This window comes from Allohoeflea poritis (assembly GCF_027889715.1).
Classification (GTDB): Bacteria; Pseudomonadota; Alphaproteobacteria; order Rhizobiales; family Rhizobiaceae; genus Hoeflea_A; species Hoeflea_A poritis.
Map to the genome: position 1 here is coordinate 396,799 of NZ_JAPJZH010000001.1, position 23,388 is coordinate 420,186.

Genomic DNA, 23,388 nt, shown 5'->3' on the forward strand with positions numbered 1-23,388 from the left:
CTCGGCGCGAAGCGCGCATTCAGGAAACCGGCGAGAGTTCCGTCATGAGAAGAACCCGCATGATATGCGCCGGCGGCAATCCGCATTCCATCGCGTGGGCATGGCGCCGCAATGCGGCGAGATCGATCTTGTCGAACGCCTCGAAAAGCTCTGATCCGCGCTCGATGAGTTCCGGATGATGTTCAAGAAGTGATGAGATCGCGGACAGCGTGTCGGCATAAAGCTCAAGCGCATTGCCGTCAGTTTCGACGATCAGCCGCAGGACGAGGGCCAGATGCGCCTCGCCCAGCGCCCGCCCGATACGCCTGAGCGTGCCGGGTGAGAAACACTCTCCCGGCCGCCGCCCCTTTTTGTAGATGCGTGCACCATTAAAAAGCCTGACGCCACACTGCCGCGCCACCTTGTAGATGTCGCACGGTTTACGCCGGGCGCAAGCAATTTTCGATCGCGGCGGCTGCCCGTCCTCGTTTAATGCCGTCATTTGGATTCGAGCAGTCCCAGTTTGCGGGCCGCCTGGATGCGGCTGAACCCGCGGACAAGGAGGTCGACATAGCGCTGCTCCAGGTGGCCGGGCACATGAAAACCACGCCACGCGAACTTGAACGCCGTCAGGTGACTGTTGTTGACCGACTTGCGTGCGGTTTTCGTCCGGGGTCGCGCAGGGACGGCAATGGCGCCCTTTCTGATGCCGTGGCGGCTGGCCAGTTTTCGGATGTAGGTTTCGTCGACGTCAAACCAATCCGCTAAAGCTGATGTCGGCTCCCCGCCCGCATAGCTTCTGAGCAATGCCTCCTTCTGCCGCATGTCCAGCTTGCCGCGCCGACCGCGCGGTTTCGCGTTGAGATCCAGTATGGTGGTGGGCAGCGTCTGCGGTTGCCGGTCATTGTGCATTTGGCGTCCCTGTCTTGGAGTTCTGATGAATGGTCATTGTGGGAAATCTCTTGCCGCCGGCTCACTCCTTCCGTGCTGGTCCATCCAAAATCGATACCCTCGGCACCGACACGCGTTTGCGGCCCCAGCCCTCTTCGCCAGTACCGGATGAGGGCTCGCCGAAATCGACAACTTCGCGCCACACCCTGTCGATCCCGAGCACAGGCGCCAATCGTTTGCGGGCTTCGCCGCACCATTTTGTTCTTGTTTTGTTCTCATTGTTATCGAAGTACGACATGCCGGCCGCCTCAGCCATACCATCGATCCGTTCCGGCAGTGCTGTATTGTCTTCCGGCTGGTCCGGAGCGTAAGGAAGGTGGGGGCGCGACATCAGTTAAACCTATATTTTTAATATATAATTTCGACCGGGTTGTAATTTATGTCATTTTGGTATAATCGTCAATCCTAAATACCGAAATGGTTTTTGTTGAGCAGACCAAAATGGAATATATCAGTAGATGCGGCACGGCATCGGACTTTGAAGAACGCATGAACAGTATCAGGCAGCGGCGGGAGGCGTTGGGGCTTACGCAGGCACAGCTCGCAGAGCGCGTGGCTACGTCCCAACCGCAAATCAGACGCCTCGAAGCGGGAGAGCGGCAGCTTACCAAGGAATGGGCGGAGCGGATTGCACCGCATCTGGGCTTGAGCCCGTCGGAACTGATGTTCGGAAGCGCATCCTACGACCCGCCATCACCGACCGGCCCACCGGCGGGCGCTGCGGAACACAACCGGAACAAATCTGCGCCTGACAAAGAGATACTGGTTGCAATGACGCAGCAAATACAATCAAATACGGCTGGAAGCGATGTGCCGATGCAGCCTCTGCCGGCCAACGCACGGCTGGGCGACGAACTGCCTGATCCGCATTTGAGAATTCCGGTATTTGGACAGGCAGTCGGCGGTGTTGATGGTGAGTTCGTGATGAATGGCAACAGGCTGGATGATGTGTTTTCGCCGCCAAGTCTTTCTTCTGTTGCCGGTGCATACGCCGTCTATGTTGCCGGTGAATCCATGGAACCGCGTTATTTCGATGGCGAAATCGTCTTCGTCAATCCGTCCAAACGGGCGCGTCGCGGAGACTTTGTCGTCGCCCAGATACAGGCCGAAGAACACGGACCTGCCCTTGCCTATGTCAAACGTTTCGTTCGCTGGAATGCCGAGGAACTTGTCCTGGCGCAATACAATCCGGAAAAGGAACTGCATTTCCCCGCCGGCCAGGTGATTTCCGTTCACCTCGTTGTCATGGGCGGCGCCGTCTGAACCCGGAAATCTGAAGAGCAGCGCCGCACCTTCATGATGTTCGCAACCTATCTGCAACGTTGGGATCTGGCCGCCGATGGCGATCCGATCGTCACCGCGTATAGTCGCTTGCTGCCCGTCCGGATGCGCGATAGCCAAGAGGCCATGCTGAAAATCGCATTGATGCCGGAAGAGCGGCATGGCGCATCTGTCCTGGCCTGGTGGGGCGGGAATGGTGCCGCGCGTGTCATTGCCCGTGAAGGCGACGCCCTGCTCCTCGAACGGGCCCAATCCGGTCCGTCGCTCGAACAGATGGTCAAAGACGGCCGCGACGACGAAGCAACCCGGATCATCTGCGCCGTTTCCGACACGCTGCACAGGAAAGCCGATAAACCGCCGGCAGGGCTTATCCCGCTCGAACGTCGTTTCGACAGCCTCTTCGCGGCCGCGGACACCCATGGCGGCATATTGCATCAGTCGGCGGACATGGCGAGGGAGTTGCTCGGATCGCGGACGGATAGCCATGTCCTGCATGGCGATCTGCATCACGGAAACATCCTTCACTTCGGGCCGCGCGGCTGGCTGGCCATTGATCCCAAGGGAATCATCGGCGAACGGTCGTTTGAGTATTGCTGTCTTTTCGGCAATCCGGATCCACAAAGTGCACTTCGGCCCGGACGGCTCGCACGGCAGGCGCGGATCGTGTCGAACGCGGCGAGCATCGATCAACGGCGTCTGTTGAAGTGGATTTTCGCCTGGGCCGGATTGTCCGCGAGCATGATGTTTGACGACAACGCGGCTGGCGTGAACAGCCGACTCGAATTGGCGCGTCTTGCGGCTGCCGGGCTGGCTGCTTGAGCGCGATGCCGGCCTAAACCCGGACGCGTTGACGCTGAACAAATTCAACCAAACGCTGCAAAAAGCGTAGCCCACACCAAACATTCATGTTAGTCACATTTGATAAGCAACGCGCCGGAGACCTTTCCCGACCATGCCAATCCTTGCCGCCTCCGCTGCCCTCGGCGCATCCTGTTGCTGGGCGGCGGGTGCCCTGCTCGCTCACAAGCCGGCAACCCTTCTTGGCCCTTTTGCACTAACCCGCATGCAGCTTGCCTGGTCGGCTGCGCTGCTGATTGTCGTCGTTTCCCTTATGGGTGGTTGGCAAAGCGTCGCATGGGATCAGTGGCCGGCCTTTGTCATAGCAAGTGTCCTTGGCGTGGTTGTGGCAAATATTTCCATGTTCGCCTGCATGCGGCGCGGCGGACCGCGCCGGTCGCAACTGCTTCTGTCGATGAACGGCCCGATGGCCGCCCTGCTCGGCTTCCTCATGCTGGGCGAAGTCATTAGCGGCCAGAAGCTGCTCGGCTGTGCGATCGCGCTGACGGGAACGGCATTGGCGATTCTGTATGGGGGCAACAAACAGGACGGGCTCGAGCATGTCCGCGGCTCCATGGCGATCATGGTCGGGCTGGGGTTGCTGGCCGCCCTGTCCAATGCGATCGGGCTGGTCTTTCTGAAGCCGGCCATGCTCGCTGGAACCGATCCCCTCGCGGCGAACGCGCTGCGCACGGCCGGCGGAACACTGGTGATCATGATCATAGCGCTTTGGAACGCCCCGATGTTCGCGGCGCCTGAAAAACCCGGGCTTGGCCTGACGATACACGCCATAATTCCGGGCGTCCTGGGTCACGTGGTTGCTGTCAGCCTGCTGCTTTATGCCGTGCGCTGGATCGACACGGGTGTGGCCGTCGTGCTCGGTTCTGCGGCTCCCGTCATCATGCTGCCGATGATCTGGGCCCTGACCGGTGTCCGCCCCAGGCTTCTCGCCTGGCTCGGCGCGCTGCTGGCAGTGTGCGGCACGGCGCTCATCCTGCTTTGAAGGCGATCCTTCTCACCCGCTGAGCGAGCGCGCATACCGGCCGGTGAAACGGACATAGCCGTCCTCGGTCTCGCGCAGATACGATTTCGTCAGACGGTGAAATTCGGGAAGCCGGTGAAACGGCACACCCGGAAACGCGTGATGTTCGGCATGGTATGGCATGTTCCAGGCAAGCCTGCGGACCAGAAGATTGGTGAATGTCGTGCGGCTGTTTTCAAACATGTTCGCGACGAAAGCGCAGCGGCCATGCTCTGCAAGAAGATAGAGCCGCAGGAATGGCTGGCCGAGGATCGCGGGAATGATCCACACAAAAAGCAATAGTGTTGATCCTGCGGCCGCCGAAATTGCCGCGAGAACTACATAGGCTGCCAGCATCCGCCGCGCCTCACGCGTGATCGCCGGACGCGCGGCCTGCGGTACGAAATCATCCCTGGTGCCGCGGACCGCGTGCCGGATCAGTGTCGCAATCTGGCTCTTCCAAACAGGCAGCCCGGAGACATGGATAATATACTGGACGACGGTTTCCGGCTTCGGGTGCGCAAGTTCCGGGTCGCGTTCGGGATCCTGCGTATGGCGGTGATGGGCGAAATGGAAGTAACGGAACCACTCGGCCGGAAGCAGGATCAGGAAACCGCATATGCGCGCTACAATGTCGTTGATCCAGGGTGTCGCAAAAGCCGTGCGGTGGATCGTCTCATGCAAAGTCGTGAAAAGAAAAACGATTGCAATGCCCTGCGGAACCATCAGCAGCGGCCAAAAGGGAACCTTAGCTGCGATCAGCACGGCGAGCGCAACAATCGTGCCTGTATGGAGCGCCAGGGCCACAATGCCCCTTGCATCCGATTTTTCGGTCAGCCGCTTCTTTTCCTGAGGCGAAAGCGAAGCAAGGAATTCCCAGTGGTTCGATACCGGCGATTGAACCTCTTTCGTCCGCTGCCCCGTCACTGCAGCAGTCCCAATGTCTCAAGCAGCCTGTACTTGTCCCAGTCAACCCAGCTTTCGATGATCTTTCCGCCGGCCATGCGATCGATCTCGACGCCCGTCCAGACCGCCGTCTTTCCCGTCGGCGGGTGTCCGACATAGTCGCCCGTGTGCCGGGCTGTGAATTCCCAGCGTGTCGCGACCAGATCGTCCTCGGCGATCTGCATGATGATCCGGACGCGGGACTCGCTAAACGCCGCATGATAGCCGGCGACCAGGGCCTTCCATCCATCGAGATCGAGGTCCTTCACATTGCCCTCGATGCTCGGCTCCTGATGATTGACGTAGCGTTCTGAAAACACCTGTGCGGTGTCGTCATTGTTGTCGCTCGACCAGAACTCCAGCGCCCGGCGGGCCAGTTCTTTGTTTTCGTCAGTCATCACGCATTTCCTCGCTGGGCGGCATTCCACCCGCTAGAAATCCGTCGGCACGCCGCCTTCCTGTTTGCGGCGCTCGACGAATTCACGCAGTTCTTCGGCGATCCCGGAATCCAGGGCGGGACGCTCATATTCGGCCAGACGCTGCTTCCATACCGCATTGGCCTTTTGCATCGCCGTCGGCTCGCCGGCCTCGTGCCAGGTCTCGAAATTGCGCCAGTCGCTGATAATGGGCGCGTAGAATGCATCCTTGTATCGCGCCTGCGTGTGCGGCGTTCCGAAGAAATGACCGCCGGGGCCCACATCGGCGATCGCATCGACGCCCAATTCGTCATCGTCGAAGTTCAGCGGCGTGCAGAACTCGGACACCATCTGAAGCAGGTCGATATCGAGAATAACCTTCTCGTATGAGCAGCACAGACCGCCCTCCATCCAACCGGCGCCGTGCTTGAGCATGTGGCCGCCGCTGTTGACGGCGCCCCAGAGCGAAAAGACGGACTCATAGGCCGCCTGCGCGTCAACCGTGTTGGCGGCGCAGACATTGGACGTCCTGTAAGGCACATTGTAGCGCCGCGCCAGTTGCCCGCCGACATATTGCGCCTTCATATATTCGGGCGTGCCGAATGCCGGCGCACCCGATTTCATGTCGACATTCGACGTGAAACCGCCATACATGGCCGGCGCGCCCGGATTCACCATCTGGCTGAAGGCAAGCCCGGCCAGCGCCTCGGCATTCTGCAATACCAGTGCTCCCGGAATCGTCACCGGCGCCATGGCGCCCGACAGCGTGAAGGGTGTGATCACCACCGGCTGCCCCATCGACGACATGTCGATGATTCCCTGCATCATCGGTATGTCGAGTTGCAGCGGCGAGTTGGTGTTGATGATCGTGAAGACTGATGGCTGGCGCCTCAGGTCATCCATACTGATGCCATGCGCTATGCGGGTCATTTCGATGGCGTCGGCAATGCGCTCCTTGCCGAGCGAGTAGACGTTGAATGCCTTGTCGGTCAGCGTGATGTAATCGGAAATGCAGTCGAGATGGCGGATCGAGGCATGGATATCGACCGGCTCCACGGGATAGCCGCCGAGCAGATGGATGATCGGGTGATGCTGTGCAAGTTTCAGGAAATTCCGATAGTCGTCCTGGTTGCCGCTGCGCCGGCCCCGATCCATGCACGAGGCGTTGGGTGCGCTGGCCATCAGGCAGAACGCCATCCTGTCGCCGCCGATCAGCACATTGTGATCCGGATTTCTTGCATGCAGAACGAATTGCCGCGGCACCTTCGCCACGTGCTCCAAGATCATATCGGGATCAAAGCGGACACGGGTATCGTCCGCAGTTACATCCGCTCCCGCCTTCTTCATGATCGCACGCGCACCGTCGTGCAGAACATTGATGCCGGTCTCCGAAAGCACCTGAAGCGACGCTGTGTGGATACGCTCAATGGCGTCTTCGGAGGCAAGATCGATCGGAGCATGCGGCCGTGTCGGCTGCACGAAAGGCCGCGCGACAACGCCGGCGGAGCCGCGTTTTCGCTCGCGTCCGCCGCGTCGGCGTTGTGGTGCGTCGCCTCCCGAAGATACGCTTGCCATGATTCGAATCTCCTCTTCGGTCAGGACGCTTCGTGCAGGTCGAGGATCACCTTGCTCGCCTGACCGTTTCGCAGCGCTTCAAAGCCCTTTTCAAAATCCTCAAATGCAAAGCGGTGTGTCAGAACCGGAGAGATGTCAAGACCGCTTTCAAGCATCGCCAGCGCTTTGTGCCAGGTATCGAACATCTCACGACCGTAGATGCCCTTGAACTGCAATCCCTTGAAGATGGCCTTGTTGAGATCGATCGTCACCTGACCGTGGAATATGCCGAGCAAGGCGATCTGGCCGCCATTGTTGAGGTTTTCGATCATGTCCTGCAGGGCGGCCGCGGAACCGGACATTTCAAGTCCGACATCGAAGCCCTCCTTCATGCCGAGTTCGGCCATGATATCGTCGAGGTCTTCCTTGCCCGCGACCACCGCTCGCGTCGCGCCCATTTTATTCGCAAGCTCCAGGCGCTTCGGATTGATATCGGTTATGACGACATGGCGCGCACCGACATGGCGGCACACGGCGGCCGCCATCAGACCGATGGGTCCCGCTCCCGTGATCAGGACGTCCTCACCGACAAGATCGAAGCTGAGCGCTGTGTGCACCGCATTGCCCAGCGGATCGAGGATCGACGCATACTCATCCGGAATATCGTCCGGAATGGGGTAAACATTGTGCTCGGGGATAACGAGATAGTCGGCGAAGGCACCCGTCCGATTGACGCCGATCCCCCTGGTGTCGCGACACAGATGTTCGCGCCCGGCACGGCAGTTTCGGCATTGGCCGCAGACGATATGGCCCTCTCCGGACACGCGCTGGCCCGGTTCGAAACCGCCGATGCCCGGACCCAGCTTGTCGATATGGCCGACAAATTCATGGCCGATGGTCATCGGCACTGGAATGGTCTTCGCCGCCCAGTCATCCCAGTTGTAGATATGAATGTCGGTGCCGCAGATCGAGGCGCTGTCGATCCTGATACGGATCTCGCCCGGTCCGGGCTCCGGAATCTCCACTTCCTTCATCGTCAGCCCGGGGGCGGCCTTTTCCTTTACCAGTGCACGCATCGGACACCCTCCCTAACTGATCAGGCCGTGTTCAAGCCCGGCCTGGGTAAACGCCGCCACCGCGCGCCCGACATGTTCCGGCGTGTGGGCCGCGGACATTTGCGTGCGGATGCGGGCCATGCCCTTGGGAACCACCGGATAGGAAAAGGCGATGACATAAACGCCGTGCTGGAGCATCGTGTCGGCAAGTTTTGCGGCCAGGGCGGCATCGCCGACCATGACCGGAATAATCGGATGATCGCCTTCGATCAGCGTGAAACCAGCCGCCGCCATGCCGGCCCGGAACCTGGCGGCATTGTCGTGCAACCGACGGCGTTCATCGACCGCAGCCTCGGCCATCTCGATCGCCTCAATGGCGGCGGCGCAAACCGCCGGAGCGACGGCGTTCGAAAAGAGGTACGGCCGCGCCCTCTGGCGCAGCAGGTCGACGATCGGTCCCGCTGACGCGACGTAACCGCCCGAAGCCCCGCCAAGCGCCTTTCCGTATGTGCCGGTCAGGATGTGCACCCGGCCCTCGACACCGCGCAGTTCCGGCGTACCGGCGCCACGCTGTCCGAGGAAACCGGTCGCATGGCAGTCATCCACCATCACCAGGGCGTCGTGCTGTTCCGCCAGATCGCAGATCGCGGGAAGGTCCGCGACGATGCCGTCCATTGAAAAAACACCATCCGTCACGATCAGGCGGTGCCGGCAGTCCTTTGCGGCAACAAGCTGTTTTTCGAGATCAGCCATATCGTTGTTGGCGTAGCGGAACCGCTGCGCCTTGCACAGCCTGATGCCATCGATGATCGAGGCGTGATTGAGGCTGTCCGAGATCACGGCATCGGCATCGGTCAGCAACGCCTCGAACACACCGCCATTGGCATCGAAACAGGACGGAAAGACGATTGCGTCTTCCATGCGCAGATAGGCAGCGGTCCGCTCCTCGAGCGTTCGGTGCAGGTCTTGTGTCCCGCAGATGAACCTCACCGAGGCCATACCGAAGCCATGGCTGTCCAGTGCCTGTTTCGCGGCATTGATGAGTCGGGGTTCATCGGCAAGCCCAAGGTAATTGTTCGCGCAAAAGTTCAGCACCTCGTTCTCCACGCCCTCGGAATCGCGAGTGCGGATTACGGGCGCTTGCGGCGAAGTGATGATGCGTTCCCGCTTCAGCGTCCCGGCCTCCTCGATTTCAGAAAGTGCGTTCCGCGCTGAGTCGATCAGAGTTCCGGACATGATTTTCCTGTATGTTGTACAGATTCCAGTATATTGGAATAATTGCGGATGATGTCAATCGAAAGGCAAAACGCCTGGCGATTGACATCACATCATAACAGATTTTGCCCGGTACTGATCGGGCTGCGCAACCAGCAGCAATGCCTGCGTTTCACCATCGGCCACATTGTCAATGCGATGCGGTGCATCGGCGCGGTAACGCAGCGTGTCGCCGGCCTGAGCGTATACGGTCTTGCCGCCGACAGACACGGAAAGCGAACCGGCGAGGCAAGTCAGGTGTTCGAAGGTTCCGGCGGCGTGGGCCTTCGATTCCAGGCACCCTCCCAGCTGCATCACGAGATGATGCCATTCAACCGGCAAAACAGTTCGCACCGGGCTCAGCATAAAGAGCTCGCACTTTCCGTCCGCGCTTCGCCTTAACGGCGTCGAATAGTGGTGCTGATGCTCGATCGGTTCATCCTGCCTGGCCGCACCTTCAAGTGTCGCCAGATCCAGACCGAGCGCCTGCGACAGTGCCCAGACGATCGAGAATGTCGGGTTGGCGGTGCCGCGTTCAATCGCGGACAGCATCGAGCGCGATACACCGCTGCGCTCCGCCAGCTGTTCCAGTGTCAGATCAAGCGCCTTGCGTTTCGACCGGACGAGCTTGCCGATATCGGGTGTCGGCGCGACATTCATGCACTGCTCCATGACGGTTCAAGACCGCGCCCCTTCTAGCGCAGATTCCAGTATATAGGAAATCGGCCCCGGCCCTGCATCATACGCCTGCGCCTTCCAGCAGCGCGGATTTGGCGCGCAACTCTCGCGTCACGAATTCATTGAAGGCCTTGACCCTGGCAGCCCCTCGGATGTCCGAGTGTGTCAAAACCCACAACGACGTATCCATTTCGCTTATCGGGCCCGTCAAGCGCACAAGGCCTCGGGATGTATCGCCCAGACAGCACGGCAACACGGCAATGCCGATTCCGGCGAGAGCACAATCTCGAACGGCAACGAATGTATCGGCTGTCATGGCGATCTGTCCAGGCGCCACATTGCGCGACATCCATTCGCCAACCGGCGATGCCGACAGGGCCTGGCCAATCCCCACCCAGCGTGAATTTCCGAGTACCTGGCCGCGATCATCTGAAGTTCCGTCGGCAAATACAGCTGGTGCATAGACAGCGAAGACAAGACCCGACACGCGTTGTCCAACCAGCGTATCGGGTGGCATCTTGGAAGCCCGGATCGCAATATCGGCATCCTGCTTCGGCAGGTTCAAGCGGCTGTTGGTCACCGAAACGTCCACCCGGATCCGGGGATGGTGTGCAGTGAAGACCTCGATCAGCGGCGCCAGAAGCGAGACAAGCAGAGAATCGGTCGTGGTGACGGCAAGCCGACCCTCAAGGCGCAGATCGCGTCCAAGCAGATCGCGGTTGATCGCCATCACGTTCTGTTCGATCTTGCGCGCTTCTTCGACAATCGTCGCGCATTCCGCCGTCGGCCGATAACCCGACTGACGTTTTTCAAAAAGCCGCACACCGTTGTCGGTTTCGAATTTCGCAATTTTGCGCAGCACCGTACTGGCATTGACGCCGAGGCGCTCCGCGGCGGCCACTGCCGACCCGCTGTCCACGACGGCGATGACATAGCGAAATATGTCCCAGTCCGGGTTCTGCATAATTGCAGATTGAATATGCAAAACTGGTCGTTGTCGAGCGTTTTCGCATTTCCTACAGTTTTCCGGTCATTGTACGCACCCTGGGACAAGGTTTTCCGCGCGGGAACGGAGTGACATATGCCTGGTTGCGGGCAGATGGCGGACGGCTTGAGGTCGTCACGACTGCAGTTTTCACAATGATCCTCACGGGAGTACGTTATGAATCGCACAATCGCACTGGCAGGAATTCTCTCAGCCGCCCTTATCGGCGGAAGCTACGCGGCTGACGATCCTTCAGCGGACCGGCAGAATCTGATGAAGAATGTCGGCGCGGCCACAGGGGCCGGTGCCAAGATTGCCAAGGGTGAAATGGAGTTTGATCCCGTAACCGCACAGTTGGTCTTCAACACGCTCAACGCTGCGGCAAACGGTTTCGGATACATGTTCCCGGACGGGTCAGAGACCGGAAACAACACGGAAGCCTCTCCGAAGATCTGGGAAGACCGGGCCGGGTTTAACGCAGCGGTCGCCAAGTTCATCACCGACACGAATGTCAAGATCGCTGACCTCGATGGATTCCGTGCGGCTTTTGGCGCGGCGACCAAGAACTGCGGCAGCTGCCACGAAGGCTACCGCGTCAAGAAAGAATAGGGTCAGCACCGGCAATCTGCACCGGCGCTTGACGCCGGTGCGGTCAAATCAGACCATCGCAAAACTTCAGTAAATTTCGACGAATTCCTGGCGGCAAAGTTTATGCGCGCCGGGGCTTGAGGCCGTTTTTTGATTACGTTATAGCATTACGAACCAGTGTTACAACATAACAGAAGCGGTCCTTTCATGCGCAAATCTCATTCCGTACTTCTCGCGTCCGCCGTATGGCTCGGCGTTTCGGCGGCCAGCTACGCGGCACCGGCCGTTGTGACGTCCATCAAACCCGTTCATTCCCTCGTCGCTGGCGTAATGGATGGTGTCGGCACACCGGAAATCATTGTCGATGGCGCAGCTTCGCCTCATACCTACAGCCTGCGGCCGTCCCAGGCTCAAAGTCTGGAGAAGGCGGATCTCGTGTTTTGGATTGGACCCGATATTGAGACTTTTCTCACCAATCCTCTTGAAACGATCGGCCAGAACGCGACCGTGGTCGAGCTTGGTGACGCGCATGGTTTGACGCGTCTGCCGTTGCGCGAAGGCGGTGCCTTTGAAGGCCATGACCATGATCATGGCGATCATGAAGAACACGCGGGCCATGACGACCACGATGACCACGATCACGAGAAGCATGCGGACCATGATGATCGCGACGATCACGATCATGAGAAACACGCTGATCATGACGATCATGATCACGACGATGAAAAACATGCGTCACATGATGATCACGACGATCATGATAAGCACGCTGATCATGATGATCACGCGGACCATGACGATCACGCCGGACACGATGCACATGGCGAATTCGACCCGCATGTGTGGCTGGACCCGCAAAACGCCAAGCTGCTTGTCCACGAGATAGAGGAAGCCCTGACGAAGGCGGACCCGGAAAACGCCGACAAATATGAAGCCAATGCGGAGAAACTGGAAGCTCGCCTCGATCAGTTGATCAGTGAAGTCTCCGCCGTCATCGAACCTGTCAGGGGCCGCCCGTTCATCGTCTTCCATGACGCGTATCCCTATTTCGAGAACCGCTTTGGCGTGACTGCCGCCGGATCAATTACAGTCAGCCCGGAAGTGGCCCCAGGCGCGGCGCGTGTCGCTGAAATCAGAGAAAAGGTGGAGTCACTCGAAGTGACCTGCGTCTTCTCCGAACCGCAGTTTGAACCGAAGATCGTCGAAGTCATCACAGAAAACACCAATGCCAAATCCGGTGTGCTCGATCCGTTAGGCGCGAACCTTGATAACGGTGGGGAGCTGTATTTCACGCTCATACGCACACTGGCCGACAACATGCGTGAATGTTTGTCGGAAAATAGCTGAGCCTAAACATCGCCCCAGGCCAGCTGCGCAAAGGACCGCATTCGCGGTCCTTTGTGTCTTGTGGGGTATGGGCTGCTTTCATAAGGTCCCTGTGAGGATTCAACTGCGATCCAGGGACAATTCATGGATTGGATCATAGGCTTAATTCTGTTAGGCGGACTCGCCATCGCACTTGGCTGGTTTATCGCCGGCTTCCGCGAAAAGCCCCTTACAAATGAAGAGCGCAGGGCGAATGCTCCGGGGCAAACGGTTTCTCTCGAGGCCGGTGATCTTTACTACACCAGACGTGGACCGAAAGACGGACCCGTTGTTGTCATGGTGCACGGATTTAGCACTCCGCAATTCGTCTACGAACAAAATGCGGCGGCTCTTGCCGAAGCCGGCTATCATGTGGTCCTTTTCGATCATTTCGGCCGTGGATGGTCGAGCCGTCCCAAGGCGCGCTACGACGCCGAATTCTTCGACAGGGAACTTGCAGGATTGCTTAACGCGCTCGGGCTGAACGAACCTATAGGTCTCGTTGGCTATTCAATGGGCGGCATCATTTCGGCAGAATTTGCCGCACGGCACCCCGAGCGGCTGTCGGCATTGGTCCTGCTTGCGCCCGCCGGACTTGCACTTGAGCCATTTCTGGGCCGAACGTTCGGGCGCCTGTTGCTTATTCCCTTGCTTGGAGACTGGCTGTGGAGAATTTGCGGCCGCGCTGTGCTGCTTGGCGACCCGCAGATAAAGGACCATCCGGCTGATGACTCACGCTGCATGCAGGGCGACGATACCGAACAAATGCGGTATCGGGGCTACTTTCCGGCGGTGCTGCAAACCTGGCGGCACCTGCCGATGAGAAACCGTGACGACGTTTTCGCTGCTGCTTCAAAGGTCGTGCCGATGATGGCCCTGTTCGGCGACTGCGATCAGGTCATTGGCCTGGAAAGCGCCGCTCGCCTCAAACGGGCGGCGCCGCATGCGCGCGTCGAAATCATGGAAGGCGGCACACACGGCCTGCTCTACGAGATGCACGATACCGTCAACCCGATACTGATCGACTTCCTGCGCCAAGAGGCCAGCTGAACCGACCTGCCCTGTGCCGGATTTACCGCTGGTCTTCGGCGATCGGAAACCTGACCTCATTGTAGAATTTCAGTGCGCCGGGATGAAGACGACCGGTGATGTTGACCATCAATTCGTCGTCGACCCCTTCCCACCACGCGGCAGACCGGGCCATCACCTTTTTCTGCGCCCAAAAGGTTTTCGTCAGGAGATAGGCGGTGTCATCGTCCATTTCGGTTGTCGTGTAGACCACCATCGGAACCGATGTCGTTGTGATGGCATCATCTTCGCCGGCATAGGTGCCGCCCGGTATGACCATGCGCGTGCGCTTGGTTTTCTTGACCTCTTCGCCGTCCATGGTCAGCAGATTGATTCCGGTTTCCTCGGACACTTCGACGACCATGGGCGCGGGCCAAGAGCCCGCCATGACGAAACCGTCGACCTTGCCGCTTTTGAGGGCCTCAAGCGCACCCGACAATTCGGTATCGACGACCGAGACTTTGCCCTCCAGGCCGAAGAGTTTGATATATTTGGCGCCTTCCCGTGCGGCGAACGTACCGTTGTCCATGAGAAGCGACTTGCCGTCGAGATCGGAAAAAGTCAGCGATCCCGCCTCTTGCGCCATCACGAAGTGCATGGTCAGCGAGGGGATCGGAAACAACGCCCGAATGCTGCCGAAATCGCTGTTGTCCTTGTCGGCAAACATGGCCTTGCCCTGCTGTGCAAGGCTGACGAGCACCGGCGGCGAGGTAAAGATGTAGTCATCTTCTTGGCTCTCGGCATCCAGGATGTTCTGGACAGAACCGGCGCTTTCTCCGAGCGTCACGATAATCTCGCCCTGCGAGCCGGCCTTGAGCGCTTGCGCGAGCTGTTCACCCATTTTGTAGTAGGAGGAGGACGGTTTTGCCGATTTCAGGGTAATCTGTACTTCCGCCCGAGCTGGCCCGGCAGCCAGCAACAAAGACGCAATACACATGCCCAGAAATTTCGTCGGCAAATTCATGTCACATTCCTCCGATGATGACACTCATGACTTCAGGCCAACCGGGCAACATCGGCCCCGCGCGCGTTTCCACGCAGCGGTATGGAGTCAGGAAAGCCGATTCCTCTGATTCTTTCCAGTTCCTGTTCTTTACGCCAGCTGCATAATTGAATTCGGAAATAGACGCAATGTTATGTTATGCAAATGTTTTTCGGCGATGGTTTACAACTCAAATTTCCGGCCTCGGCCACAATATCATCTGCGTGCACCGGAAATGCGCCATGGGTTTCCCCGAATTCTCCGAAATCACCTCGGCATCCCAAACCTGCGTTGTACGGCCCTTGTGCAGCGGTTTTGCCCTGCAGACCACATCGCCTTCTCGCGCCGTTCCCAGAAAATTCGATGTAAGATCGATGGTCGTGAAACCGCTGGCGCCGTCAGGCAGCGATCGCAACGTGCCGTATCCGCAAGAGGTATCGGCCAGCGAAACCACGGACCCGGCATGCAGGAAACCATTCCATGCCATGAGCGACGTCCGGACTGAAAATCGTGCAACGACCAGGTCCTCTTCGACCTGCTGGAATTCGATGCCCAACAGCCCCGGTAGATAGTCCTCGCCGCGTCTGTTCCACTCATCCACGCTCTGCGGAATGGTCATTTTCATCGGTGCCTTCCCCTGCTCATGGTCCCGTTTCAATAGCCCCTCGCCCGGTCCACGCTGCCGGGAATCCGATCGGTTTCGAAATAGGCTCCGATATTGGCAGCGACGATGGCAGACGCGGTTGTCCGGTTCGTCGGCCCCGATATGTGCGGCAGCACGGTTACGGATGGATGCGCCCACAGCGGACTGTCCTGCGGAAGCGGTTCGCGGTCAAACACATCGAGGACGGCATGGTCCAGGTGCCCGCGATCAAGCTGCTTCAGGAGCGCATCGGAATCGACAATGGGGCCGCGGGCGAAATTGATCAGGCTCGCGCCGGTTTTCATCGCCGACAGCCGGTCGGTGTTCAGAAGGCCGCTGGTTTCCGGCGTCAACGGCATAAGCACGACGACAATATCGGATTTTGCCAGCACATGGCCGAGCCCCCCGGGACCGCTGAACGTTTCGACACCATCCATCAGGGTGCCGGAACGGCTCCAGCCACATACGGCAAAATCCTGTTGGAGAAGCTTGCCGGCGGCAACACGGCCGAGATTGCCCAGACCCAAAATGCCGATGGTTCTCTGTGACGGCAGCGGCAGGTCGTGCATCTTCCAGATACGGGCGTCCTGCTGACGTCGGTAGCGCGGCATATCGCGGTGCAGGTAGAATGTCCAGGCAAGCACCGCTTCGGCCATGGTCTTTGCCATCTGCGGATCCTCGAGGCGGACGATCTTCGGCCCGTCGACCGGAAGCTCCGACACGATCCGTTCGACGCCGGCCCACAGGCTGTGAATCCATTCAAGATTTGGCAGAAGCGTCAGATCGGCGGGATCCGGATCGGCAACGATCGCGACACGTGCTGCACCACGCTCCTCTGCATTCAAATCGGAAAACGGCCTGATCCGATAGGCGGGCATTGCAGCACCAAGCGCCTCCAGCCATGCCCCGCGGTCGTCTTCATCCGTGCGTGCGACAAACGGAATCGTGGTGGTCATTCAGCCGGAACTCCTGATTTGCTCGGTGTCGAATGCTTCATTTCAAGGCGGTCCGCGTCGTGGTGCCATTACTTTCGTCCGACACGATAGACCCGCCCGTTGTCCAGCCCGAGAAAGAAATGCGGGCTATCCGTCACGCTCCCGTGCAGCACCGGCTCGGTAACCCTGGCCGGCAGTGCTATGGCGGCATGTTCTTCGATACCGCCCGAACCCAGCCCGACGATCCGCAACGCGCGCCGGTCGGCGGACGGCAAGGCGATTTCGACCAGCCCGTCACTATCGATGTCAGCGACCGCCGAAAGCCGCATTTCAGGCGATCCTATGGCGTGGTTCGAGAATCCGTCCAGTGCCGCGATGCGGTTCAGCCCGCCGTTCCGGTAGGTGTGAACGATCAGCGTCCCGCCGATATGCGGCGTGCGGACATGGGCGATCTCCAGACCGGGTTTTCCGTCGAGGTCGGCGATCGCGGCAATGTTCAGCCAGCGGTTGGTACGCCCGATAAAGTCCGTTGTGGCGCGCTGTCTAAGCTTGCCGGCTTCCAGTCCGTAAACTGTCACCGCCGCGCCCTCCGACAGAGCCGAGCGGATCGTAATGATCTCGGTGCGCCCATCACCGTCGAGGTCGGCAAGCCGCGGCGTCCGGTCCTCAAAGACCTGCGATTGCGGCAGCCTGAATGTGACAACATCGCCCTCGGCAGTTCTGACGTTAAGTGCACCCGCTTCGATCGCATCGCCAAGGATCGCATGGCCGTAACGGCGGGTGGGCTCGCTGTACCAGGCCTCCGAAACATCGCCATGCCGCGCGGTCGCGATCAGACCGTCGGGCAATCCACCCGGTGCCGGTCGACCGGTTTCGGAAAAGCCGCCGGGCGGCAACGCCGATTTCGACACCTGTTCGATGCGCCACGCATCCGCAGCCGCCACATCTTGTATCGCAAAGACCGACAGGATTATCAGTGCAAGCGCTGAACGCATCGTGGACCCCTCAGTTTTCATCGGCGATTTGTGCACGCTGGTTCGCGGGCAGTTCCAGGATCGCTTCGATTACCTCTTCATGCACCGCCAGGACAAGCCCGGAGGACTGCTCGGTCATGTCGCCAAGCACCGTGTCAATCGCCGCGCGATCCGGTTCGGATGCGGCAAGGAGGCCGCGCAGGCGGCTGTAATTTTCGCGGCGCGCCTGCAGGCTCTCTTCATATTGCGGGGTTACCGCGTCCAGCGCGCCAGCGATCTGAAGGCGGGCCGGCTCGTCGAGATTCTTCGTCAGCCGATGGCTGACACCGCGCAGGATACCGCCCTGCCGCTTGGTGTCCGGCTCATCCAGCATGCGTGTCGCGGCAAATCCGATGAAAAACGCGTTTGCCAGCAACGATACGACAAGTGTTCCAATCAATAGGCGCTGTCTGCTCATGATCTATCCGCTCCGTGGTCCGGCAGTGCTGTCACCAGAGCCGAGCAACAGTTCGTCAAAGGCGTCGTTTTGCGCAATATCCTGATCCGGGATGATCTGCCCGACCCCGATGCCGAGACCGCAGGCGACCACAATGCCGGCTGCCAGGCGGCTGAGGCTGCGCCACGAGAAAGCACGACGCCTCTGCGCCTGCGCATCGATCCGATCGAGGAGAGCTGCCTGCATCGCCGATGAACTGGTGCGCATGGCCGTGCTGTCATCCAGCGCGGAGGCGAGTGCCGAAAGGGATTTGTCCACGCGTCTGGCAGCATCCAGCCTGCGGCGGAACTGTGGATCGCTCATCGCCGCCTGGCGGGCCTCCTGGGCAAGCTCCCGGTCCGGCCAGGAATTCAGATCCGCACCGTGAAGGTCGATGAGTTGTTCTAATCTGTCATCCATGGTCATCATCACCTCCTTTTTCCATCTCCGCCCCTTCGAACTTTTGCCTGAGGGCACGCCGCGCTCTTGCCAGAAGCGATGAATAGGCATCCACACCCAGTTCCATTGTTTCGGCCGCTTCGGCGTGGCTGAGACCTTCGAAATGCGCCAGCACCAGCGCCGTTCGCTGGTTTTCCGGCAAGGCCGCCATCATCTCGGCCAGCCGCGCCAGATCCTCGCGTTTTTCGAGTTCGGCTTCGGGTCCCTGCCCCGGATCCAGCAACCGGTCGAATTCAAAGTCTTCGACCTGGCTTTGCCGCTTGCGCAGTAAATCGATGGATTTGCGTGTCGCAACCGTGCGCAGAAAGGCGCCGACCGTTGATTTTTCCTGCCATTGCGGCGCTGCATTCCAAAGCGCGAGCAGCGTTTCCTGTGCCACATCCTCGGCCTCGTCGAGGCGGCCGACAATGCCAAGCGCCAGTCTGGTCAGTCTCGGGGCTTGCACGTCCATGATCTGGCGCAGCGCACCGGTATCGCCCGCGGCGATGCGGCGCATCAGTTCGCCGTCCTTGCGAACCGAGCCGTCCGACTGGAATGGGGACATGTATGGCCTTCCGCCTCGTGCCAGATGAGCCGTCAGGCTATCAAGCCGTCCCCTTCGCAGTCAAACGTGTCGCGGGACTTTCCGTCAGGCTGCGCCGGTCTCCTTTCCGCTGGTTTCAAGTTCTTCGATCAGACGTTGCTCGTCTGCATTGCGCGACTTGCTCAGCCCGGCGAGAAGGTTGTAGGCGACCGGCGTCAGGAACAGTGTCGATACGGCCGCAAAGCCGAGGCCGCCGACGATGGTCCACCCCAGCGCCGTGCGCGCCTCCGCACCGGCGCCGAAGGCCAGGATGAGCGGCAAACCGCCGAGCACGGTCGAGATCATGGTCATCATGACCGGCCGCAGCCGGCGCATGCAGGCGCCCTCGATGGCCTCGCGCACGCTCAGCCCCTGTTCGCGCAGCTGGTTGGCGAATTCGACGATGAGGATGCCGTTCTTGGCCATGATCCCGACAAGGAGGATGATGCCGATCTGGCTGTAGACATTGATCGTTCCGCCGGTCAGGCCGATTGCCATGACCGCCGCCGCGACGCCCGAGGGGATTGTCAGCAGGATAATGATGGAACTGACAAAGCTCTCGAACTGCGCCGCGAGGACAAGGAACACGATGACGATGGCGAAGATGAAGACGAGCCCCATGCCGGTGGAGGTTTCCTCCAGCAAGGCGGCTTCCGACAGCAAGGTCACCTCGACACCGGTCGGCAAGACTTCCTCGGCGGTTTGCTTCATGTCGGCAATAGCGCTTTCCAGGTCGTAGTCCGCATCCAATGGCACGGAGATCGGCACAGCGCGCATACGCTCCTCGCGTGTCAATTGCGGTGCCACCGCCGTGTCTTCGATCTCGACGACAGTCGAGATCGGCACCATCGTCCCATCACGGGTACTAACGAAGAGGTTCTCCAGGTCGCTTGGATCGTAGATGGCGCGTTCGCCGAGCGAGAGCATCACCGGGATGGCATTATCGTCCTGGTGGATCTCGGCAATCTCGCGTCCATCCAGGGCGATGGAAACGAACGACGAAAGATCGTCGAGATCGATGCCGAGCTCGCGCGCCCGGTCGCGATCGACCCGAACCGACAGTTCCGCCTGGGTCGTGTCGTATCCGATATCGAAATTGCCCAGCCCCTCAAACCGGTCCGCCATGGCGCGCGTCAGATCGTCGGCCGCATCGGACAGAACATCGTAGTTCGAACCGGTCAGCGCAAAGCGCAGTCCGCTGCCGCCGCCACGAAGGCCCAGCGTGTTCGGCTGGCGCGCAAAAGCGGACACGCCCGGTATCTCGGCCAGTTGACGATTTATGTCGGCAACGATCTCGGACTGGCTGCGGTCGCGGGCATCCCAGTCGACCAGACGGAAGATGATGAAACCGCGGTTCGATGCCTGCATGCCGACAATGCTGAACAGTGAGTCGACCTCGCCCGCCGCCATCAGGTCTTCACCGATCGCCTCGATCTGCTTCATTTTCTCATTGGCGATCTCGAGGTCGGTTCCCTGCGGCAGTTGCACGACTATCGGGATGCTCGCACGGTCCTCACGCGGGGTGATTTCCTGCGGCAGGTTATTGAACAGATGGTACGAAAAGCCGGAAAAGATAATGCTTATGACCAGCACGATCATCGGGGCGGCCATGGCCGCGCGCAGCAGCATACGGTAGCCATTCGCAAATACCGAACCGACCCGCTCCAGCCAGGTGACACGATCATCGTCCGCTACATTCGCGGCAAGGCGGGAGGCAAGCATCGGCACCAGGGTCAGCGCCACGAAGGACGAGATGGCTACGGCAATGGCAAGCACGAAGCCGAATTCCGAAAAGAGCTGGCCGACGGTGCCCGGCAGGAAGGATATCGGGATGAAAACCGCCGCCAGGGTCGCCGTCGTCGCGAGCACGGCAAAGAAGACCTCGCGGGTGCCGCGAACGGCGGCCGCGCGCCCGCCATCGCCCTCACGCCGCCGGCGCACGATATTCTCAAGCACGACGATGGCGTCATCGACGACCATGCCGGTGGCAAGCAGCAGCGCCAGAAGCGTCAGTATGTTTAAGGAGAAACCGACGAGCCAGATGGTGGCAACCGTGCCGATCAGGGCAACCGGTATCGTCACCGCCGGAATAATCGTCGCGCCGGCCGTCCGTAGGAACAGGAAGATCACGGCGACAACGATGGCGGTCGAGATCAGCAGTGACTTGATGACCTCCTGTATGGCGGCGCCGATGAAAACCGCATCGTCCGACGTCACGCGCAGATCGACATCGTCCGGCAAAACCGGCTGCAGTTCCGCAACCGCCTGTTCCACGCCCTGAGAAATCTCGATCGTGTTGGACTGCGCCTGGCGGACGATATTGATGCCGATACCGGTCTTGCCATCGGCGCGCAGATAGAATGTGCGCTCGTCCGGTCCGTAGGAGACATCCGCAACATCGCCGACCCGCGTATGATCGTCGATACGCAATTCCTCGATATCGGCTACCGACCCGACGTTCAGATCGGTGCGCACGAGGATCTCCGTGCCTCCGGTGGAGAGCGAACCTGCGGGCGTATCGGCCGTTACGCGTTCGATTGCGGATCGGACATCAGCCGCCGAAAGGCCACGGCTTGCCAGCGCCATGAGATCCAGATCAATCTTGAAGACCGGCTGCCGGTCGCCAAAGACCGTGACGTCGCCGACACCGGGAACAGCCGAAAGCCGGTCGATGATCTGGTTGTCGACAATCTGAGTCAGTTCCTCGATCGGCAAACGATCGGTGGTCGCGGCCAGCCTGATGATCGGACTGTCATCATCATTGGCCTTGATGACCAGCGGCGTGTCGGCGGTGTCCGGCAACAGCCGTTCCGATCGCGCAATGGCATTGCGCAGGTCGTTGGCCGCGGTGTCGACATCGACGGATGGCGAGAATTCGACGGTTATGCGGCTGGAACCGAAGCTTGAACTTGAGGATATCGAGGCAACACCCGGCGTGCGCGCCGCGGCGCCTTCAAGGACGGAGGTCACCGTGGTGTCGACCGTCTCGGGCGTCGCGCCGGAATAGGTTGTTCGGATGGTGACCACCGGGCGGTCGGTGCTCGGCAGTTCGCGTATCTCCACAGCCGTGATGGCGGCGAGACCGGCTATAATGACGAGGAGATTGATGACGATTGCGAACACCGGACGGCGCACGCAGAATGCCGGAAGCCCCCTCAGCTCTTCTGTAATCCTGGACATGGCTATCACGCTCCCTCTGCCGACGCAGGTATGCGGAACGGTTGATCCGGGCGGACGGAATTGGTGCCTTCGGTGACGACATCGTCTCCGGCCGCAATGTCGCCTTCGACCAGAACCTGCCCGTCCTTGCGCGCGACGATGGATATGGCGGTGCGCTCCGCAGTGTTGCCGTTCGCCTTGAAAACATACGATCCGTCGCGGTCCCACTGGACGGCCAGGGCCGGAACGCTCGGATAGCTGTTTCCGGCAAAGGAAAGCGCTACCTCAAACGACATGCCCGGCCGGATCAGGTCATCGTCATTGACGACCGTTCCCTGCACCGTCAGCGTGCGCGACACCGTGTCGATGCGGCTGTCCATACCGCTGACGGTGCCTTCCAGGTCAATTCCCGGCAGAGCCGGCGTCGAGAGCGACATGGACTGACCGTGCTCGATCTGATTGGCAAAGCGCTCCGGCACGCGGAACTCGATCAGCAGTGTCCGGCGTTCGTCGAGCGTCGTAACAGGCGTCGTCGTCGTCACGAAATCGCCGATGCCCACATCAATCAGTCCGATCTCTCCGGAAAAGGGCGCGACGAGCGCACGCCTTGCCAGCGCGTCCTCGGCCTCCCGCAAGTCGAGCCGGGCGTTGGAAAGCGCAAGCACCGCTTCACTCAATTGAACATCCGAGACCGTATTGCGTGCGGCAAGCGCCTCGAAGCGCTCGACCTGTGCCTCGGCGTCATCGACCGCCAGGCGTGCCCGGTCAACCGCAAGGCGCTGAACCTGATCGTCGAGCTGGACGATGACGTCACCCTGTTCAACCCGCTGGCCGGCATCGGCATGGACCTGAGAAACCCGTCCGGAGACTTCCGGATAAAGCGTCGCCTGTTCGATCGCACGGGCCGTTCCGATTGACTTCACGGCGTCATCCATCGTGCCGGCTTCCACAGGGGACAGAACGACAAGCGGCGCAAGGCGCTCGCGTGTCTGTCCGCTGCCTGGAATGCCGGCAGTGGCGGTGTTTGATGAAAGGCCGGGGATCATGTTCGGCCCATACGAGAACAGGACAAAGCCGATGGCAAAAACCATCAGCAAAATCAGAGATATAACAGTCTGCTTCCAAAAGGCCATGTCGCCCGTCTCCAAGACAAATCTGTCCTTAAAACGGGCGGGCAGAGACTTCTGGTCGCGCGGAACGCATTAAACTTTTGTAATGAAGG

General features: G+C 59.9%; 25 protein-coding genes. 6 read left to right on the forward strand and 19 right to left on the reverse strand.

Annotated elements, in window-relative coordinates:
* Positions 1–19 precede the first annotated feature (19 nt).
* The 3 genes from OOZ53_RS02005 to OOZ53_RS02015 form a co-directional block, all read right to left on the reverse strand.
* A complete protein-coding gene (locus OOZ53_RS02005; RefSeq protein WP_271087622.1) occupies positions 20–481 on the reverse strand; it encodes a hypothetical protein in 462 nt (153 codons plus the stop codon).
* On the reverse strand, positions 478–891 hold the full coding sequence (locus OOZ53_RS02010) for a hypothetical protein (protein WP_271087623.1): 414 nt from the start codon (positions 889–891) through the stop codon (positions 478–480). Before OOZ53_RS02010 ends, OOZ53_RS02005 begins: the two co-directional genes overlap by 4 nt.
* Before the next feature lie 61 nt (positions 892–952).
* Entirely contained in the window at positions 953–1,261 is a 309-nt protein-coding gene (locus OOZ53_RS02015) for a hypothetical protein (RefSeq protein ID WP_271087624.1), read from the reverse strand.
* A 158-nt stretch (positions 1,262–1,419) separates the two neighbouring features.
* Between OOZ53_RS02015 and OOZ53_RS02020 the strand changes: the two genes are divergently transcribed.
* The 3 genes from OOZ53_RS02020 to OOZ53_RS02030 all read left to right on the forward strand — a co-directional run bounded on the left by OOZ53_RS02020 (position 1,420) and on the right by OOZ53_RS02030 (position 4,051).
* Complete coding sequence (locus OOZ53_RS02020; protein ID WP_271087625.1) at positions 1,420–2,193, forward strand: LexA family transcriptional regulator; 774 nt, start codon at positions 1,420–1,422, stop codon at positions 2,191–2,193.
* Between the two features lie 36 nt (positions 2,194–2,229).
* Positions 2,230–3,030, forward strand: a complete 801-nt coding sequence (locus tag OOZ53_RS02025; protein WP_425499095.1) for an aminoglycoside phosphotransferase family protein — start codon at positions 2,230–2,232, stop codon at positions 3,028–3,030.
* 133 nt (positions 3,031–3,163) lie between these two features.
* On the forward strand, positions 3,164–4,051 hold the full coding sequence (locus OOZ53_RS02030) for a DMT family transporter (RefSeq protein WP_271087627.1): 888 nt from the start codon (positions 3,164–3,166) through the stop codon (positions 4,049–4,051).
* Positions 4,052–4,063: 12 nt separating this feature from the next.
* Here OOZ53_RS02030 and OOZ53_RS02035 read toward each other — a convergent pair whose 3' ends face one another.
* From OOZ53_RS02035 to OOZ53_RS02065, 7 genes are all read right to left on the reverse strand, one after another.
* On the reverse strand, positions 4,064–4,996 hold the full coding sequence (locus OOZ53_RS02035) for a fatty acid desaturase family protein (RefSeq protein WP_271087628.1): 933 nt from the start codon (positions 4,994–4,996) through the stop codon (positions 4,064–4,066).
* Positions 4,993–5,412 (reverse strand): ester cyclase, encoded by a 420-nt coding sequence (locus OOZ53_RS02040; RefSeq protein WP_271087629.1) that lies wholly within the window; start codon positions 5,410–5,412, stop codon positions 4,993–4,995. Before OOZ53_RS02040 ends, OOZ53_RS02035 begins: the two co-directional genes overlap by 4 nt.
* Positions 5,413–5,445: 33 nt before the next feature.
* Positions 5,446–7,005 carry a trimethylamine methyltransferase family protein gene (locus OOZ53_RS02045; RefSeq protein ID WP_271087630.1) on the reverse strand — a complete coding sequence of 520 codons (1,560 nt, stop codon included), beginning with the start codon at positions 7,003–7,005 and terminating at the stop codon, positions 5,446–5,448.
* Between the two features lie 20 nt (positions 7,006–7,025).
* Positions 7,026–8,060: an L-threonine 3-dehydrogenase gene (tdh, locus tag OOZ53_RS02050; protein ID WP_271087631.1), complete on the reverse strand. Its 1,035-nt coding sequence runs from the start codon at positions 8,058–8,060 to the stop codon at positions 7,026–7,028.
* Positions 8,061–8,072: 12 nt separating this feature from the next.
* Positions 8,073–9,275 carry a glycine C-acetyltransferase gene (locus OOZ53_RS02055; protein WP_271087632.1) on the reverse strand — a complete coding sequence of 401 codons (1,203 nt, stop codon included), beginning with the start codon at positions 9,273–9,275 and terminating at the stop codon, positions 8,073–8,075.
* Between the two features lie 87 nt (positions 9,276–9,362).
* Positions 9,363–9,953 carry a helix-turn-helix domain-containing protein gene (locus tag OOZ53_RS02060; RefSeq protein ID WP_271087633.1) on the reverse strand — a complete coding sequence of 197 codons (591 nt, stop codon included), beginning with the start codon at positions 9,951–9,953 and terminating at the stop codon, positions 9,363–9,365.
* A gap of 79 nt (positions 9,954–10,032) precedes the next feature.
* Positions 10,033–10,935 (reverse strand): LysR family transcriptional regulator, encoded by a 903-nt coding sequence (locus OOZ53_RS02065; protein ID WP_271087634.1) that lies wholly within the window; start codon positions 10,933–10,935, stop codon positions 10,033–10,035.
* A 198-nt stretch (positions 10,936–11,133) separates the two neighbouring features.
* Between OOZ53_RS02065 and OOZ53_RS02070 the strand changes: the two genes are divergently transcribed.
* The 3 genes from OOZ53_RS02070 (at position 11,134) to OOZ53_RS02080 (ending at position 13,959) form a co-directional block, all read left to right on the forward strand.
* On the forward strand, positions 11,134–11,565 hold the full coding sequence (locus tag OOZ53_RS02070) for a c-type cytochrome (protein ID WP_271087635.1): 432 nt from the start codon (positions 11,134–11,136) through the stop codon (positions 11,563–11,565).
* Between the two features lie 186 nt (positions 11,566–11,751).
* Positions 11,752–12,891, forward strand: a complete 1,140-nt coding sequence (locus OOZ53_RS02075) for a zinc ABC transporter substrate-binding protein (RefSeq protein ID WP_271087636.1) — start codon at positions 11,752–11,754, stop codon at positions 12,889–12,891.
* Positions 12,892–13,014: 123 nt separating this feature from the next.
* Positions 13,015–13,959 carry an alpha/beta fold hydrolase gene (locus OOZ53_RS02080; protein WP_271087637.1) on the forward strand — a complete coding sequence of 315 codons (945 nt, stop codon included), beginning with the start codon at positions 13,015–13,017 and terminating at the stop codon, positions 13,957–13,959.
* Positions 13,960–13,981: 22 nt separating this feature from the next.
* On the opposite strand, the gene OOZ53_RS02085 is transcribed toward OOZ53_RS02080, so the two are convergent.
* From OOZ53_RS02085 to OOZ53_RS02125, 9 genes are all read right to left on the reverse strand, one after another.
* Positions 13,982–14,941, reverse strand: a complete 960-nt coding sequence (locus OOZ53_RS02085; RefSeq protein WP_271087638.1) for a TAXI family TRAP transporter solute-binding subunit — start codon at positions 14,939–14,941, stop codon at positions 13,982–13,984.
* 208 nt (positions 14,942–15,149) lie between these two features.
* Positions 15,150–15,584: a PaaI family thioesterase gene (locus OOZ53_RS02090; protein WP_271087639.1), complete on the reverse strand. Its 435-nt coding sequence runs from the start codon at positions 15,582–15,584 to the stop codon at positions 15,150–15,152.
* A gap of 29 nt (positions 15,585–15,613) precedes the next feature.
* Entirely contained in the window at positions 15,614–16,558 is a 945-nt protein-coding gene (locus OOZ53_RS02095; protein WP_271087640.1) for a 2-hydroxyacid dehydrogenase, read from the reverse strand.
* Between the two features lie 68 nt (positions 16,559–16,626).
* Positions 16,627–17,532 (reverse strand): hypothetical protein, encoded by a 906-nt coding sequence (locus OOZ53_RS02100; protein WP_271087641.1) that lies wholly within the window; start codon positions 17,530–17,532, stop codon positions 16,627–16,629.
* A gap of 10 nt (positions 17,533–17,542) precedes the next feature.
* The gene (locus tag OOZ53_RS02105) at positions 17,543–17,968 is read right to left on the reverse strand and encodes a periplasmic heavy metal sensor (protein WP_271087642.1); all 426 of its coding nucleotides are present in this window, start codon (positions 17,966–17,968) and stop codon (positions 17,543–17,545) included.
* 3 nt (positions 17,969–17,971) lie between these two features.
* Entirely contained in the window at positions 17,972–18,406 is a 435-nt protein-coding gene (locus OOZ53_RS02110) for a hypothetical protein (protein ID WP_271087643.1), read from the reverse strand.
* Positions 18,399–18,989, reverse strand: a complete 591-nt coding sequence (locus OOZ53_RS02115; protein WP_271087644.1) for an RNA polymerase sigma factor — start codon at positions 18,987–18,989, stop codon at positions 18,399–18,401. The genes OOZ53_RS02110 and OOZ53_RS02115 overlap by 8 nt, the downstream gene beginning before the upstream one ends.
* Before the next feature lie 84 nt (positions 18,990–19,073).
* The gene (locus OOZ53_RS02120; protein ID WP_271087645.1) at positions 19,074–22,187 is read right to left on the reverse strand and encodes an efflux RND transporter permease subunit; all 3,114 of its coding nucleotides are present in this window, start codon (positions 22,185–22,187) and stop codon (positions 19,074–19,076) included.
* Positions 22,188–22,192: 5 nt separating this feature from the next.
* Positions 22,193–23,299 carry an efflux RND transporter periplasmic adaptor subunit gene (locus OOZ53_RS02125; RefSeq protein ID WP_271087646.1) on the reverse strand — a complete coding sequence of 369 codons (1,107 nt, stop codon included), beginning with the start codon at positions 23,297–23,299 and terminating at the stop codon, positions 22,193–22,195.
* Between the last annotated feature and the right edge of the window lie 89 nt (positions 23,300–23,388).